Origin of the sequence: Mycobacterium sp. pV006, assembly GCF_041287115.1 — a bacterium.
Taxonomy (GTDB): domain Bacteria; phylum Actinomycetota; class Actinomycetes; order Mycobacteriales; family Mycobacteriaceae; genus Mycobacterium.
The window spans coordinates 111,240-126,423 of record NZ_JBGGKT010000007.1 but is presented as its reverse complement, the minus strand read 5'-3'; the positions used below and the strand labels follow the sequence as shown (position 1 = coordinate 126,423).

General features: G+C 70.5%; 16 protein-coding genes. 10 read left to right on the top strand and 6 right to left on the bottom strand.

Features of this window, described 5'->3' with window-relative positions; translation table 11 throughout:
* On the top strand, nt 1-1,542 hold the full coding sequence (locus tag ACAG25_RS13165) for an ABC transporter permease (protein WP_370488893.1): 1,542 nt from the start codon (nt 1-3) through the stop codon (nt 1,540-1,542).
* A complete protein-coding gene (locus ACAG25_RS13160) occupies nt 1,538-2,599 on the top strand; it encodes an ABC transporter ATP-binding protein (protein ID WP_370489008.1) in 1,062 nt (353 codons plus the stop codon). The genes ACAG25_RS13165 and ACAG25_RS13160 overlap by 5 nt, the downstream gene beginning before the upstream one ends.
* On the opposite strand, the gene ACAG25_RS13155 is transcribed toward ACAG25_RS13160, so the two are convergent.
* The 4 genes from ACAG25_RS13155 to ACAG25_RS13140 form a co-directional block, all read right to left on the bottom strand.
* Nucleotides 2,582-4,021: a GuaB1 family IMP dehydrogenase-related protein gene (locus ACAG25_RS13155; protein ID WP_370489007.1), complete on the bottom strand. Its 1,440-nt coding sequence runs from the start codon at nt 4,019-4,021 to the stop codon at nt 2,582-2,584. The genes ACAG25_RS13160 and ACAG25_RS13155 overlap by 18 nt on opposite strands.
* Nucleotides 4,022-4,040: 19 nt before the next feature.
* On the bottom strand, nt 4,041-5,501 hold the full coding sequence (gene gndA / locus ACAG25_RS13150) for an NADP-dependent phosphogluconate dehydrogenase (RefSeq protein WP_370488892.1): 1,461 nt from the start codon (nt 5,499-5,501) through the stop codon (nt 4,041-4,043).
* Between the two features lie 70 nt (nt 5,502-5,571).
* Complete coding sequence (locus ACAG25_RS13145) at nt 5,572-6,501, bottom strand: M56 family metallopeptidase (RefSeq protein WP_370488891.1); 930 nt, start codon at nt 6,499-6,501, stop codon at nt 5,572-5,574.
* A 14-nt stretch (nt 6,502-6,515) separates the two neighbouring features.
* Nucleotides 6,516-6,932 carry a BlaI/MecI/CopY family transcriptional regulator gene (locus ACAG25_RS13140; RefSeq protein ID WP_370488890.1) on the bottom strand — a complete coding sequence of 139 codons (417 nt, stop codon included), beginning with the start codon at nt 6,930-6,932 and terminating at the stop codon, nt 6,516-6,518.
* 232 nt (nt 6,933-7,164) lie between these two features.
* Here ACAG25_RS13140 and ACAG25_RS13135 point away from each other — a divergent pair, with 232 nt between their 5' ends.
* The 8 genes from ACAG25_RS13135 (at nt 7,165) to ACAG25_RS13100 (ending at nt 12,890) form a co-directional block, all read left to right on the top strand.
* Nucleotides 7,165-7,938, top strand: a complete 774-nt coding sequence (locus ACAG25_RS13135; protein WP_370488889.1) for an iron reductase — start codon at nt 7,165-7,167, stop codon at nt 7,936-7,938.
* A gap of 178 nt (nt 7,939-8,116) precedes the next feature.
* The gene (locus ACAG25_RS13130) at nt 8,117-8,521 is read left to right on the top strand and encodes a PaaI family thioesterase (RefSeq protein ID WP_370488888.1); all 405 of its coding nucleotides are present in this window, start codon (nt 8,117-8,119) and stop codon (nt 8,519-8,521) included.
* Between the two features lie 48 nt (nt 8,522-8,569).
* Entirely contained in the window at nt 8,570-8,872 is a 303-nt protein-coding gene (locus tag ACAG25_RS13125; protein WP_370488887.1) for an urease subunit gamma, read from the top strand.
* Between the two features lie 10 nt (nt 8,873-8,882).
* The gene (locus ACAG25_RS13120; RefSeq protein ID WP_370488886.1) at nt 8,883-9,200 is read left to right on the top strand and encodes an urease subunit beta; all 318 of its coding nucleotides are present in this window, start codon (nt 8,883-8,885) and stop codon (nt 9,198-9,200) included.
* Nucleotides 9,200-10,921: an urease subunit alpha gene (locus ACAG25_RS13115; RefSeq protein WP_370488885.1), complete on the top strand. Its 1,722-nt coding sequence runs from the start codon at nt 9,200-9,202 to the stop codon at nt 10,919-10,921. Before ACAG25_RS13120 ends, ACAG25_RS13115 begins: the two co-directional genes overlap by 1 nt.
* Complete coding sequence (locus ACAG25_RS13110; protein ID WP_370488884.1) at nt 10,921-11,565, top strand: urease accessory protein UreF; 645 nt, start codon at nt 10,921-10,923, stop codon at nt 11,563-11,565. The genes ACAG25_RS13115 and ACAG25_RS13110 overlap by 1 nt, the downstream gene beginning before the upstream one ends.
* A 17-nt stretch (nt 11,566-11,582) precedes the next feature.
* A complete protein-coding gene (gene ureG / locus ACAG25_RS13105) occupies nt 11,583-12,263 on the top strand; it encodes an urease accessory protein UreG (RefSeq protein ID WP_370488883.1) in 681 nt (226 codons plus the stop codon).
* The gene (locus tag ACAG25_RS13100) at nt 12,264-12,890 is read left to right on the top strand and encodes an urease accessory protein UreD (RefSeq protein WP_370488882.1); all 627 of its coding nucleotides are present in this window, start codon (nt 12,264-12,266) and stop codon (nt 12,888-12,890) included.
* Nucleotides 12,891-12,897: 7 nt separating this feature from the next.
* Here the strand turns inward: ACAG25_RS13100 and ACAG25_RS13095 are convergent, their stop codons facing one another.
* Together ACAG25_RS13095 and ACAG25_RS13090 are read right to left on the bottom strand one after the other, a co-directional pair.
* On the bottom strand, nt 12,898-14,271 hold the full coding sequence (locus tag ACAG25_RS13095) for an NAD(P)/FAD-dependent oxidoreductase (RefSeq protein WP_370488881.1): 1,374 nt from the start codon (nt 14,269-14,271) through the stop codon (nt 12,898-12,900).
* 98 nt (nt 14,272-14,369) lie between these two features.
* Nucleotides 14,370-15,041: an SDR family oxidoreductase gene (locus ACAG25_RS13090; protein ID WP_370488880.1), complete on the bottom strand. Its 672-nt coding sequence runs from the start codon at nt 15,039-15,041 to the stop codon at nt 14,370-14,372.
* Between the last annotated feature and the right edge of the window lie 143 nt (nt 15,042-15,184).

Here is a 15,184-nt window from a genome sequence, read left to right as displayed (position 1 = left end):
GTGACCGTCGTCGCGGGCCGTCGTCCGCCCGCGCTGCTGGTGCTCGCCGCCGCAGCGGTGGCTGCCGCCACGCTGGTGCCGCTGGTCTATCTCGTCGAGCGGGCCGCGCAGCGTGGGTGGAGTTTCGTGTTCGACGAGCTGTTCCAGCAGCGCACCGCGGCGTTGGTGGGGCGGTCGCTGCTGCTGGTGGCGGTGGTGACGGCGGCGTGCGTGGTGCTCGGGGTGGCGCTGGCGGTGCTGGTGACACGCACCGACCTCCGGGCACGACGCCTCTGGGCAGTGGCGCTGACGTTGCCGTTGGCGATGCCGAGCTATCTGCTGGCCTACCTGTGGGTGTCGGCGTTTCCGACGGTGGCCGGTTTCTGGGGATCGGCGCTGGTCCTCACGCTGGTCAGCTACCCGCTGGTGCTGCTGACCACGATGGCCGCGCTGGCGCGCGTCGACCCCGCGCAGGAGGAGGTCGCCCGGTCGCTCGGGCTGGGCGGTTGGGCGGTGCTGTTCCGGGTGACGTTGCGGCAGTCCCGTGCGGCGATCGCGGCCGGCGCGCTGCTGGTCGCGCTCTACGTTCTCAGCGACTTCGGCGCGGTCGCGGCGATGCGCTTCGAGGCGTTCACCTGGGTGATCTACGGGGCGTACCGGTCGGGTTTCAACCCGTCGCGCGCGGCGGTGCTGTCACTGGTGCTGTTGGTGTTCGCGCTGGCGCTGGTGGCGGCCGAGCACCGGGTGCGCGGACATGCGTCGGCGTCGCGGGTGGGCAGCGGGGCACCGCGGCCCGCGCCAGTGAACCGGTTGGGCGCCTGGGGTCCGGCCGCGGTCGCGGTCCCGGTGGCCGTGCTGGTCGCGGCGATCGTCGTTCCCCTTGTGGCCCTGGCTGATTGGTTGGCGACCGCTGGTCCGCGCTGGGACAGCGCGCAGTGGCTGGATGCGCTGGGCTCCACCGTCTGGCTGTCGGCGGCGGCGGCCCTGGCCTCCACCGCGGCGGCGTTGCCGCTGGGGGTGCTCGCCGCGCGGCACCGCGACCGCACGACCCGCGCGCTGGAGGGGGTGAGCTACATCGCCCACGGCTTGCCGGCGATCGTCATCGCGATCTCGATGGTCTCGCTCGGGGTGGTGCTGTTGCGGCCGCTCTACCAACGGGAGCCGCTGTTGATCCTGGCCTACACCGTGCTGTTCGTCCCGCTCGCGATCGGCTCGGTGCGCACCGCTGTCGAGGCCGCGCCGATCCGGCTGGAGGAGGTGGCCCGCGCACTCGGGCGGCCGCCGCTGCGGGCGTTCGGCACCGTGACCGCGCGGGTGGCCGCGCCCGGCATCGCCGCCGGAGCGGCGATGGTTCTGTTGACCTGCATGAAGGAACTGCCGGTGACGTTGTTGCTGCACCCGACCGGAACCGACACCCTGGCCACCCGGTTGTGGGGGTACAGCTCGGTCAGCGACTACGCGGCGGCGGCCCCGTACGCTGTGGCGCTGCTGGTGTTCGCCGCGATCCCGACGGCGGTGCTGGGGTTCTGGAGCACGAGTGTCGGTGGGGTGCGCAGTGATTGAGGCGGCGGCAGCGGTGCAGGCGGCAGGTCTGCGCAAGACGTTCGGCGAGCGCGTGGTGCTCGACGGCGTGGACCTCGAGGTGCCCGCGGGCACCATCACCGCGGTCCTCGGCCCGTCGGGCTGCGGCAAGACGACGCTGCTGCGCATCCTCGCCGGCTTCGAGGAGCCCGACGCGGGGCGGGTGCAGATCGCCGATCGGGTGGTGGCCGGGAACGGGGTCACCGTGCCGGTGCACCGTCGTCGGGTCGGCCTGATGCCGCAGGAGGGAGCGCTGTTCCCGCACCTGAGCGTGGGGGAGAACATCGCGTTCGGCATGTCCGGCCGGGGCCGTGACGAGGTGCGGACCAGGGTCGGGCACTGGCTCGACGTGGTCGGTCTGCAGGGGCGGGCCGATGCGCGCCCCCATCAGCTCTCCGGCGGTCAGCAGCAGCGCGTCGCGTTGGCGCGGGCGCTGGCTGCCGAGCCGCGGGTGCTGTTGCTCGACGAGCCGTTCGCGGCCCTGGACGCGGGGCTGCGCGTGCGGGTGCGCGAGGACATCGCGGCGATCCTGCGCGACACCGGGACGACGGCACTGCTGGTCACCCACGACCAGGCCGAAGCGTTGTCGCTGGCCGACTCGATGGCATTGCTCATCGACGGGGCGGTGGCCCAGCACGGCCCGCCGACCGAGTTGTACGACCGGCCGGCCACGCTGACCAACGCCCGCTTCATCGGGGGGACCATCGAGATCTCGGGGACGGTCGCCGGACCGGTCGTGCACACGGCCCTCGGTGCGCTGCGGACGCGGCTGCCGGTTGCCGACGGTGCTGCGGTGGTGGTGTTGCGCCCCGAGCAGCTGCAGGTCAGCGACGATCCGTCGGCCGCGCCTGCCACCGTGACGGCGCTGCGGTTCTACGGCGCCGAGACCGTGGTCGCGGCCCGGCTCTCCGACGGTGCGGTCGTCTCGCTGCGCCGCCCGGGACGACCCGACCTGCAGCCGGGAGACCCGATCCACGTGACGGTGGCCGACGCCGACGGATGCGGCGTGCTGGCCTATCCGTCACCAGCCGGTCGGTAGGGGGTGGCCCTCGGCGAAGCCGGCCGCCGACTGCACCCCGAGCACGACCTTCTCGTGCAGTTCGGGCAGGGTGGCCGCACCGACGTAGGTGCAGGTGCTGCGCACGCCCGAGGTGATGTGGTCGATCAGGTCCTCGACCCCGCCGCGCACCGGGTCCAGGCCCATGCGCGATGTCGAGATGCCTTCCTCGAACAGCGCTTTGCGGGCCCGGTCGAACGCGCTGTCGCCGGAGGTGCGGGCGGCCACCGCTCGTTTGGAGGCCATCCCGTAGCTCTCCTTGTAGGGCTGGCCGTCGCGGTCGTGCATCAGGTCGCCGGGGGACTCGTAGGTGCCGGCGAACCACGAACCGATCATCACGTTCGACGCACCCGCGGCCAGCGCCAGCGCTACGTCACGCGGATGGCGCACCCCGCCGTCGGCCCAGACGTGTCCACCGAGTTCGGATGCCGCTGCGGCACATTCGACGATGGCGGAGAACTGGGGGCGCCCCACCCCGGTCATCATCCGGGTGGTGCACATCGCACCGGGACCGACGCCGACCTTGACGATCGAGGCGCCCGCGTTGATCAGGTCCTGCGCACCCTGACCGGAGACCACGTTGCCGGCGGCCAGCGGCAGACCGAGGTCCAGTGAACGCACCGCCTCGATCGCGTCGAGCATCTTGCGCTGATGACCGTGAGCGGTGTCGATGACCAGGAGATCCACGCCGACCTCGGCCAGTTCGCGGGCCTTGGCGGCGACGTCGCCGTTGATGCCCACCGCGGCGGCGATCCGCAGCCGGCCTTCGCCGTCGACCGCCGGGGAGTAGATGCCGGCCCGGATCGCGCCGGTGCGCGTCAGCACTCCTGCCAGGGTGCCGTCGGCCTCGGTGAGCACGGCGATGTCGATGGGCGCGTGCTCGAGCAGGTCGAAGATCTTGCGTGGGTCGGTGCCGACCGGCGCGGTGACCAGGTCGGAGATCGCCACGTCGCGCACCCGGGTGAACCGGTCGACGCCACGGCAGGCGGCTTCGGTGATCAGCCCGATCGGGCGGTCCTCGAAGAGCACCACCGCGGCACCGTGGGCCCGCTTGTGGATCAGGGCGGTCGCGTCGGACACCGAGTCGTCGGGGGAGAGCGTCACCGGGGTGTCGACGACGGTGTCGCGGCTCTTGACGAAGTCGACGGTGTGCTTGACCGCGGCGACGGGCAGGTCCTGAGGCAGCACCACCAGGCCGCCGCGACGGGCGACCGTCTCGGCCATCCGCCGCCCCGCCACCGCGGTCATGTTGGCCACCACCACCGGGATGGTGGTGCCCGAGCCGTCCACGGTGGACAGGTCGACGTCGAAGCGCGACGTCACCTCCGACGGTCCGGGCATGACGAACACGTCGTCGTAGGTCAGGTCATACGGCGGGCGGTGGCCCTCCAGAAAGCGCATGATTCCAGCCTAGTGGCGCGCGTCAGGCCTCCACCTCGCTGCGGTCACCGCTCCACAGGATGTGGAAGCGCTTGTCGCGGTCGGCGTCGATGCGCCCGTAGGTGTGGGCGCCGAAGTAGTCGCGCAGGCCCTGGGTCAGTGCCGCGGGCAGACGTTCTGTGCGCAGCGCGTCGTAGTAGGACAGCGCCGAGGCGAAGCCGGGGATCGGGATACCCAGTTGCGTGGCGGTCACCACCACGCGCCGCCAGCTGTCGATCGCGGCCTCGATCGCGTCGCGGAAGTACGGGTCGACGATCAGCGTGGGCAGGTCGGGATTGTTGTCGAAGGCGTCTTTGATGCGGTTGAGGAACTTGGCGCGGATGATGCAGCCGCCCCGCCAGATGGTGGCCATGTCGCCGGGGGTGATGTCCCAGTCGTATTCGGCCGATCCGGCCTGGATCTGGTTGAAGCCCTGCGCATAGGCGATGATCTTCGACGCGTACAGCGCTTGGCGGATGTCCTCGACGAATTGTGCAGCGTCGGAAGGCTTCTCACCGAGGGCCCCGGAGGCCAGCCCGGTGGTGGCCTGACGCTGGGCCACCGACCCCGACAGCGCGCGGGCGAAGACGGCCTCGGCGATGCCGGTCACCGGCACACCCAGGTCGAGCGCGGACTTGACCGTCCAGCGGCCGGTGCCCTTCTGTTCGGCCTCGTCGAGGATCAGGTCGACCAGCGGCTTGCCGGTCTTGGCGTCGTTCTGGCGCAACACCTTTGCGGTGATCTCGACCAGGAAGCTGTCCAGGTCCCCGGCGTTCCACTCGTCGAAGACGTCGGCGATCTCGCCGGCGCTCTTGCCCAGCGCGTCGCGCAGCAGTTGGTAGGCCTCGCCGATGAGCTGCATGTCGGAGTACTCGATGCCGTTGTGCACCATCTTGACGAAGTGCCCGGCGCCGTCGGGGCCGACGTGGGTGCAGCACGGCACTCCGTCGACGTGGGCGGAGATCTCCTCGAGCAGCGGTCCCAGCGACGCGTAGGACTCCGCGGGCCCACCCGGCATGATCGACGGCCCGAGCAGGGCGCCCTCCTCGCCGCCGGAGATGCCGGCGCCGACGAAGTGCAGACCGCGCTCACGAATCGCCTTCTCGCGGCGGATCGTGTCGGTGTAGAGCGCGTTGCCGCCGTCGATGATGATGTCGCCGGGTTCCATCGCGTCGGCGAGCTCGTTGATCACCGCATCGGTCGCGTCACCGGCCTTGACCATGATCAGGACCCGGCGGGGCTTCTCGAGGGCGTCGAGGAACTCGCGGATGGTCTCGGTGCGCACGAAGTCGCCCTCGTCGCCGTGCTCGGCGAGCAACGCGTCGGTCTTGGCCACCGACCGGTTGTGCAGCGCGACGGTGTAGCCGTGCCGGGCGAAGTTGCGGGCGATGTTGGAGCCCATCACGGCCAGACCGGTCACCCCGATCTGCGCGGTGCCGGTTGCGGCCTGCGACGACGACGTCATAGAGGAGAAACCTTTCGAGTCCGGTTACAGCACACCTTCGGACGTCCTGTGACGTCCCGGGAAGCTTCGGTCACGCGAGGAACAGCCGGTGCAGCTCGGTCAGCCACGGCACCGCGAGCGCGACGGTGGGGACGACGAGCACGGCGGCGGCGGTCACGTACGCTGCGCCGGCGTGCAACCGGCTGTTGGGGGCACCGCCGAGCCGCCGCACGCGCACCAGCGTCGACGGACCGCCGGCGGCCAGCGCCCCCCGCGGGGTGTGGCCCGAGGCGCAGGCGACCAGCGCGCGGGCCAGCGGGCGCGGGCCGGTGGTACGGACCGCGGCGTCGTCGGCGAGCAGTTCGATGAGCAGCCGCACCGCGGTCAGCGCGTTGCCGCTGCGCACCCAGCGGGGGAACGCGGCGCGCACCGCGGTGAACATCTCCAGGACGAGGTCGTGCCGAGCGCGCAGGTGGGCGTGCTCGTGGGTCAGGATCGCGGTCATCTCGCGGTCCGACAGCGTCTTCACGGCACCCTTGCTGACCACGACGCGGCTGCGCACCCCCGGCAGGCAGTAGGCCAACGGCTGCTCGACGTCGAGGATGCGCAGGTCCGCGTCGGCCTGCGGGTGGGACGCGCCGACGAGGTCGACGACCATCCGGTGGTGTGCGCGCCGGCGACGGGTGGCGATCGCGACCCGCAGGATCGAGACGATCAGCCGCGCCCCGATCACCAGTGTGAGGGCGAAGACGGTGACGTAGACGGTCCACAACGGCCAGCCGAGCGTCGCGATCGAGCTGGTCACCGTCGCGGTGGGCCGACCGTCGGCATCGGGTTGCAGCAGCCGCAGGGCGATCGCGAGACCGGCCGAGAAGGCCGAGAGCACCGCGGCCAGGGCGATCGACTGCCAGAGCACGATGGCGGCCCTGGGCGCACGCAGCGGCCAGGAGGCTCGCGCCAGCAACGCGGGCACCGGACCTGACAACAGCAGGGCGATGATCGTGAAGGCCAGCGCGGACACGCCGATAGTGTCCCTCAGCCGGTGCCGGATTCGCCAGCGGGTCCCGCGTCGCGGTGCTTGCCCTCCAGATCGGTGAGCGCGCGCCGCAGCGCCGCGGCTTCGTCGGCTCCGACGCGTTCGACGAAGTGCACCAGAGCGGCTTCGCGGCTACCGGAGTCGGAGGCCTGGTCCAGCGCGTCGACCATCAGGCCCGCGACCAGTTCGTCGCGGCCGTGGGTCGGGGCGTAGCGGTGGGCACGGTCATCACGGTGCTGGACCACGAGGTTCTTCTTCGCGAGGCGCTGCAGCACGGTCATCACGGTGGTGTAGGCGAGATCGCGACGAGCCGACAAGGCTTCGTGGACCTGACGGACCGTCTGCGGTTCGCCGGTGGACCACAGGTGGTCCATCACGGAGCGTTCGAGCTCCCCGAGGCGAGTCAGCTTGGCCATCTTCCGTTCTTCTCCTACAGGCGGTAGGGCAAAGCGTACTACGGACGTACTACCGCGTGTCGTACCGACCGCTCGAGCTGGACCCGCGACCTCCTCCGACGCCGCCGGTAGCAACCTGCCGGGCCGGTGAGGGGCCGTTTCGGATGGGCTTGTGAGTCCAGTCACAGGGGGTAGCTCCTTTGAGGTGCATGACTATAGTAAGCCTAACCTAACTGACTGAGAGGGAGGTGTCATGACGGTCGTCGTCGACGATCCGCTCATCGCGAGCATGGCCATCACCAGGCCGCTGCCACTGCACGAATCCAGCCGACGGTTGCGGGAGCTCTACGCCGCCTGCCCTCGGGTGTACGGCGTGGCCGTGATGGGAGATCTGTCGCGCCGGCGCTGGTGGCCGCTGACCGAACTGGTGACCACCGACCGTCTGACCCGGATGTTCGACGCCGGCCTGGCCGAGACCGACAGCGCGTCTGCGGTGACCCAGCAGCTGGCGGCCACGTTCGCCCATGTCGTGGTGGGCCGGGTGATCCCGCTGCTGGTGCTGGAGGGCCGTGCCTGGGACACCGGGCTCGAGAATCTGTGGGCGCATGTCGACTCCGAGGGTGCCATCGACTGGGTGGGCGTGAAGGACCCGACCGTGCGGGTGCTGCCCGACGACCCCTGCTTCTCGGGGCGGAAGGATTCCTGCCGGTTGATCGACGACGGCATCGTGGCGCTGCCGAGCGAGGCGGCCCTGACGACGTGGGTGGCCCATCGCAGCCACCGGGCACTGACCCCGCTGTTCCGTCGCCTGGCCGAGATCAGCGACCACGCCATGCCGATCTCGGCCATGTGGCACGTGGTGGGCGGCACCGTCGTGGGCGCCGCCACCCAGATCCCGCTGCTGGCCGGGTCCAGTGAGGCGGTGAGCATGCGGCGCGGGCAGGCCGTGCTCGACGCACTCGTCGGGTTCGGCGTCCCCGTGCGCGGCACCTCGCGGACCAATCCGACGAAAGTATTGCTTAATTAGGCAAGCCTTGCCTATTCTCAAGGAGACGTACCACCGGACCGTGCCGGAGTCCTGAGGGCTGCAGGACCCCCGGTCCACACCAAGGACGGGCCCCACGCCGAAAGGTGTGGGGCCCGTCTGCATGTGGCGACACCACCCCCGCGGACCCCGACACCGGCGCCGCGTGTAGACACGAGCCGTGAACACCCAACGCCCCGAAGGTCTCGGCGACGGTTTCGACACCGAACTCGGACTGAGGTATCTGGACGTCACGCCCGACGGTGGTCGCGCCGAGCTGACCATCCACGACAAGCTGTTGCAGCCCTGGGGCATCGTGCACGGCGGCGTCTACTGCGCGATCGTGGAGAGCCTGGCCAGTGTCTCGGGCCATGTCTGGTTGAGCGAGAACGGCGGCGGCACCGTGGTCGGGGTCAACAACAACACCGACTTCCTGCGTGCGATCTCGGGCGGCACGGTCACGGCGACCTCGACGCCGATCCACCGGGGGCGTCGCCAGCAGCTGTGGCAGATCGTCATCACCGACGAGAGCGACCGCACCGTCGCGCGCGGACAGGTGCGGCTGCAGAACATCACCGAGGGCTAGACACACGAGCGCTGCCGCGCAGCCGTTCTCGTGGCAGGATCGCCCACTATGCGTCTGACCCCGCATGAACAGGAACGGCTGTTGATCTCGTATGCGGCCGAGCTCGCGCGGCGCCGGCAGGCCCGCGGCCTGAAGCTCAACCACCCGGAAGCCGTCGCGGTGATCACCGACCACATCCTCGAAGGTGCCCGCGACGGGCGGTCGGTGGGCGATCTGATGGTCAGCGGTCGCGAGGTGCTGCGCCGCGACGACGTGATGGACGGCATCCCGGAGATGTTGGACGACGTCCAGGTGGAGGCCACCTTTCCCGACGGCACCAAGCTGGTGACCGTCCACCATCCGATCTCGTGAGGACGCCCCGGTGATACCAGGAGAGATCGTCTTCGGCGAGGGCGACATCGAGATCAACGCCGGTGCCGACCGCCTCGAACTCGAGGTCGTCAACACCGGCGACCGGCCGGTGCAGGTGGGCAGCCACGTCCATGTGCCGCAGTCCAACGCCGCGCTGAGCTTCGACCGGGCCGCCGCCCACGGCCACCGGTTCGACGTCCCGGCCGGCACGGCGATCCGGTTCGAGCCCGGGGTCGCCCAACGCGTGCGCCTGATTCCGCTGGCCGGTACCCGCGAGGTGCACGGCCTGAGCCTCGACCCGCCGGGTCGCCTCGACGAGAGGTCGTGATGACTGGTCTGTCCCGCGCGCGGTACGCCGCGCTGTACGGTCCCACCGCCGGCGACCGGATCCGGCTGGCCGACACCGACCTGTTCATCGAGATCACCGAGGACCGCAGCGGGGGACCGGGACTGGCCGGGGACGAGGCGGTCTTCGGCGGCGGCAAGGTGCTGCGCGAATCGATGGGACAGTCGCGCGCCACCCGCGCGGACGGCGCCCCCGACACCGTCATCACCGGTGCGGTGATCCTGGACTACTGGGGGATCATCAAGGCCGACATCGGGATTCGTGACGGGCGCATCGCCGCGATCGGCAAGGCCGGCAACCCCGACATCATGTCCGGGGTCCATCCCGACCTGGTCGTGGGACCGTCGACCGAGGTGATCGCCGGCAACGGCCGCATCGTCACCGCCGGCGCGATCGACTGCCACGTCCATCTGATCTGCCCGCAGATCCTCGAGGAGGCGCTCGGCAGCGGCATCACCACGATCGTCGCCGGCGGCACCGGCCCCGCCGAAGGCAGCAAGGCCACCACGGTCACCCCGGGCGCCTGGCACCTGGCCCGCATGCTCGAGGCGCTGGACGGCTGGCCGGTCAACGTCGCATTGCTCGGGAAGGGCAACACGGTCTCGGCCGAGGCGATGTGGGAGCAGTTGCGCGGCGGCGCAGCCGGTTTCAAGCTGCACGAGGACTGGGGGACCACCCCGGCAGCCATCGACGCGTGCCTGACGGTGTGCGAGCAGGCCGGGGTGCAGGTCAACATCCACACCGACACCCTCAACGAGACCGGGTTCGTCGAGAACACACTGGCCGCGATCAAGGGCCGCTCGATCCACGCCTACCACACCGAAGGCGCCGGTGGCGGCCACGCGCCGGACATCATCACCGTCGCCGGCGTGCCCAACGTGCTGCCCAGCTCCACCAACCCGACGCGTCCGCACACCGTCAACACCCTCGACGAGCACCTCGACATGTTGATGGTGTGCCACCACCTGAACCCGAGCGTGCCCGAGGATCTCGCGTTCGCCGAGAGCAGGATTCGCCCCTCGACCATCGCCGCCGAGGACCTGCTGCACGACATCGGGGCGATCTCGATGATCGGCAGCGACGCCCAGGCGATGGGCCGCGTCGGCGAGGTGGTGTTGCGCACCTGGCAGACCGCACACGTGATGAAGCGCCGCCGCGGGTTCGCGCCGGGCGACACCCGGGCCGACAACGCCCGCGCGCAGCGCTACGTCGCCAAGTACACGATCTGCCCGGCCGTCGCGCACGGTATGGCCTCCGAGATCGGCTCCGTCGAGGTCGGCAAGCTCGCCGACCTGGTGCTGTGGGAGCCGGCGTTCTTCGGGGTGCGACCGCACGCGGTGGTCAAGGGCGGGATGATCGCCTGGGCCGCGATGGGGGACGCGAACGCCTCGATCCCGACGCCGCAACCTGTGCTGCCGCGACCGATGTTCGGTGCGGCACCCGCAGCGGCGGCGGCCACGTCGGTGCATTTCGTGGCACCGCAGGCGATCGAGGACGGACTGGCCGAGCGGATCGCGGTGCACCGCAGGCTCGTCGCGGTCGACAACGTGCGCGGCGTCGGCAAAGCGCAGATGCCGCGAAACGACGCACTCCCGGACATCCAGGTCGATCCGGACACCTTCACCGTGCGCATCGACGGCGAGGTCTGGCAGGAGCAGCCCGCCACCGAACTGCCGATGGCGCAGCGATACTTCCTGTTCTGATGTCCAACCTCACCACGCTGCTGGCCCTGTCGGACTCGCGTCTGCCCACCGGCGGGCACGTGCACTCCGGCGGGGTCGAAGAGGCCGTGACCAGCGGGCTGGTCGCCGACCTGTGCACCCTCGAAGCGTTCCTGCGGCGCCGCATCGTGACCACCGGACTGGTCACCGCCTCACTGGCCGCGGCGGTGGCCGACGGCACCCTGTCCGCGGAGTCCGGCACCGGTGGCGATGCCGAAACCGACGCGCGCACACCGTCTCCGGCCGCCCGGCAGGCCTCCCGCGCCCAGGGCAGGGGGTTGCTGCGGTTGGCCCGTCGCGTGTGGCCGGGCCACCGATGGGACATCCTCGGTGCGACACCACACCTCTCGGTGGCCGCCGGGCTGGTCGGCTCCGTCAGCGGTCTGAGCCCACAGCACACAGCGCTCTCGATCGTCTACACCACCATGACCAACTCCGCCACCGCCGCGCAGCGTCTCCTCGCGCTGGACCCCGGTGACGTTGCGGCCCTGACCTTCACGCTGGCGCCGGTGTGCGAGCAGACGGCCGCCGAAGCCGCCTGCGGCCTCGCCGATCTGTCCGACCCGCTGCTCGACGTGCTGGCCCAGCGGCACGTCGAGCGTGACCGACCCCTGTTCGCCTCCTGACCGAAAGCACGGTGCCGATGCCTCCCCACTTCCTGGACGGCCAGCCCCACGGCCACACCGACCGTCCGCGCCGCCTGCGTCACGCGGGGGAGCCGCTGCGTATCGGCGTGGGCGGCCCGGTCGGCTCCGGCAAGACCGCCCTGGTCGCCGCGCTGTGCCGCCAACTGCGTGACGAGCTGTCGCTGGCCGTGCTGACCAACGACATCTACACCACCGAGGACGCCGACTTCCTGCGTCGGCACGCCGTTCTGCCGGACGACCGCATCGCCGCGGTGCAGACCGGCGGCTGCCCGCACACCGCGATCCGTGACGACATCACCGCCAACCTCGACGCGATCGACGACCTGATCGCCGCGCACGACGATCTCGATCTCATCCTGGTCGAGTCCGGCGGCGACAACCTGACCGCGACGTTCTCCTCCGGTCTGGTCGACGTCCAGATCTTCGTCGTCGACGTCGCCGGCGGGGACAAGGTGCCGCGCAAGGGCGGACCGGGGGTGACGTTCTCGGATCTGTTGGTGGTCAACAAGACCGACCTCGCGCCGCTGGTGGGTGCCGATCTCGAGGTGATGCGCCGCGATGCGGCCGCGGTGCGCGACGGCCGGCCCACCGCGTTACTCTCGTTGACCGTCGACCCGGCGGCGACACCCGTGCTGGAGTGGGTCCGCGAGCAGCTGCGGGTGGCGCAGGCGGTGTGAATGCGCTCTGAGGTGCTGATCGCGGTCGGGCCGGATCGCACACCCCGTGTCGAAGGTCGGGGCGCGATCGCGGTGCGCCACACCGGGATCGACACCGTACACCTGGTGTCGGCGGCTGCCACCCCGCTCGGCGGCGACGTGATCCGCGTCCGCGTGGTCGTCGAACCTGGTGCACGACTGAACATTCGCAGCGTCGCCGCCGCGGTGGCGCTGCCCGGCGGAGCCACGGTCGAGTCACACGCGGACTGGGAGATCGAGGTCGCCGGCGCCCTGCACCTCGATCCGGAGCCGACGATCGTGGCGGCCGCGGCGCGTCACATCACCTCGACCCGACTGTCCCTGACCGCGGGCGCGTCGGTCCACCTGCGGGAGCGCGTGCAGATCGGCAGAACCGCTGAGCGCGAAGGGTTTTGGAGCGGGTCCCTGCACGCCGACGCCGATGGTCGACCGCTGCTACGCCACCGGGTCGAGTTGGGTCGGGGATCGTTGGCCGACGACGCGATCGCCGCGCCACTGGCCTGCGTGAGCGAACTGCACTACCCGCGCACCGATGTCACCACCGCCGGGGTGGCGCTGGAGCTGGCCGGCGGTGGTTGCCTGGCCACCTGGCAGGGGCAGCGACTCTAGCCGCCGGTCAGCTCGCTGCCCGCTCGGTAGTCTGCACCGAGGCGGCGATCTCCTGCAGCTCCTCGAGACGCGTTCGCGCGTATGCCTGCTGCTCGGTGATGGTGAGCTGGCCGCGTTTGGTGGACAGGAAGGTCACCGTCCACGACAGCAGGGTGACCAGCTTGGTCTTGAAGCCCACCAGGTACACCAGGTGCAGGATCAGCCACGCCAACCACGCGATGAAGCCACCGAATTCCAGCGGGCCGATCTTGGCGACCGCGCTGAACCGCGACACCGTGGCCATCGAACCCTTGTCGAAGTAGTTGAAGGGTTCACGGTCGGCGGGATCGGCACCCTGAAGCCCGGCGGCGATCGCCTTCGCGGCGTACTTGCCGCCCTGGATCGCACCCTGGGCCATCCCGGGTACACCCTCGACGGCGGCCATGTCGCCGACGACGAACACGTTGGGGTGACCGGGGATCGAGAGGTCGGGCAGCACCTTGACCCGGCCGGCCCGGTCGAGTTCGACACCGGACTGTTCGGCGAGGTCGCGCCCCAGGGGGCTGGCCGAGACACCGGCCGACCACACCTTGCAGGCCGCCTCGATGCGCCGCAGCTTGCCGTCGGGATCCTTGACGGTGATGCCGTTGCGATCGACGTCGGTGACCATCGCGTTGAGCTGGATCTCGACACCCATCTTCTCCAGCCGGGCCTGGGCCTGCTTACCCAGCTTCTCACCCATGGGCGGCAGCACCGCGGGTGCGGCGTCGAGCAGGATGACGCGCGCTTTCGTCGAATCGATGTGCCGGAACGCGCCTTTGAGCGTATGGTCGGCCAATTCGGCGATCTGGCCGGCCATTTCGACGCCGGTGGGTCCGGCGCCGACGACGACGAACGTGAGCAGCTTCTCTCGGCGCAGGGGATCGCTGGAGCGCTCGGCCTGTTCGAAGGCGCCGAGAATGCGGCCGCGCAACTCGAGCGCGTCGTCGATGGACTTCATGCCGGGCGCCCACTCGGCGAAATGGTCGTTGCCGAAGTAGGACTGGCCCGCTCCGGCCGCGACGATCAGGCTGTCGAACGGGGTGACGTAGGTGTGTCCCAGCAGTTCCGACCGGACGGTCTTGGCCGCGAGGTCGATGCGGGTGACGTCACCGAGCAGCACCTGCGCGTTCTTCTGGTTGCGCAGGATCACCCGGGTGGCCGGCGCGATCTCGCCTTCCGAGATGATCCCGGTGGCCACCTGGTAGAGCAGGGGCTGGAACAGGTGGTGGGTGGTCCGCGCGATCAGCTTGATGTCGACGTCGGCCCTCTTGAGCGCCTTGGCCGCGTTCAGACCACCGAATCCCGATCCGATGATGACCACTTTGTGCCGATCGGATGCGGGGGCTCCGGCATGGCTCATTGGTAACTCCTCAGCGGATGGTGGTGGCGGTTTCGTGTCTCGTACCCATTCACCGCAACGAGAACCTTAGTCCCGCTTGTTCCGCCATGCGGGCCTGGTCAGCCGAAGTTCACCAGCGCGCCGTGGGTCACGTGCAGGGTCTGACCGGTGATGTGCCGGGCGGCCGGGGTGCTCAGGAACAACGCCAGGCGGGCGATCTCCGCGCTGACCGACGGAGGGGTGCTGCTCAGCCCGTCGTAGCCGGGCTCCACGCCACGTCCGGCCGCCACCGCGTTGATCGTGATGCCGCGGACACCGAAGTGGTCGGCCTGCCCGGCGGTCCACTCGGCGATCGCGGCCTTGACCGCCGCGGCGGCGCTGCCCGGGGCAGGCGGTTCGGGGATCACGGTGACGATCGAGCCGCCCGAGCGGAGCTGGTCACCGACCAGGTGGGTGGTCAGCACGGCCCCGACCAGGCCGGCGTCGAACAATCCCCGCCACTCGGCCGCATGGTCGGCCAGCGCGTAGACCCGCGCATCGCCGGGCGTCCACACCGGGCTGGGGACGTTGACCACGATGTCGAGGTGGGAGGGCAGTTCCGATACCGCCGCGGCCAGCGAGGCCGGATCGGCCGGGTCGACGACCACACCGTCGACGTCGAGCTCCTTGGCCGCGACCTCGAGTTCGTCGGCGCGACGGCCGGCGAGCACCAGGTGGTGGCCGGCCTCGGCGAAGCTCTGGGCGATGGTCCGACCGAGGTCGGTGTCACTTCCGGTGATCAACACGTCCATCGTCGACCCCTCTCCGTTGTTCGGCGCTGAACCAGCGAGATGGGCACGATGTTACTGGACGGTAGCTAGCCCGTGTGACCGACGCGCCGTGAGCGGTAACACATCCCCGGGCGCCGACGATCACCCCAGAGAAGAACACGCCG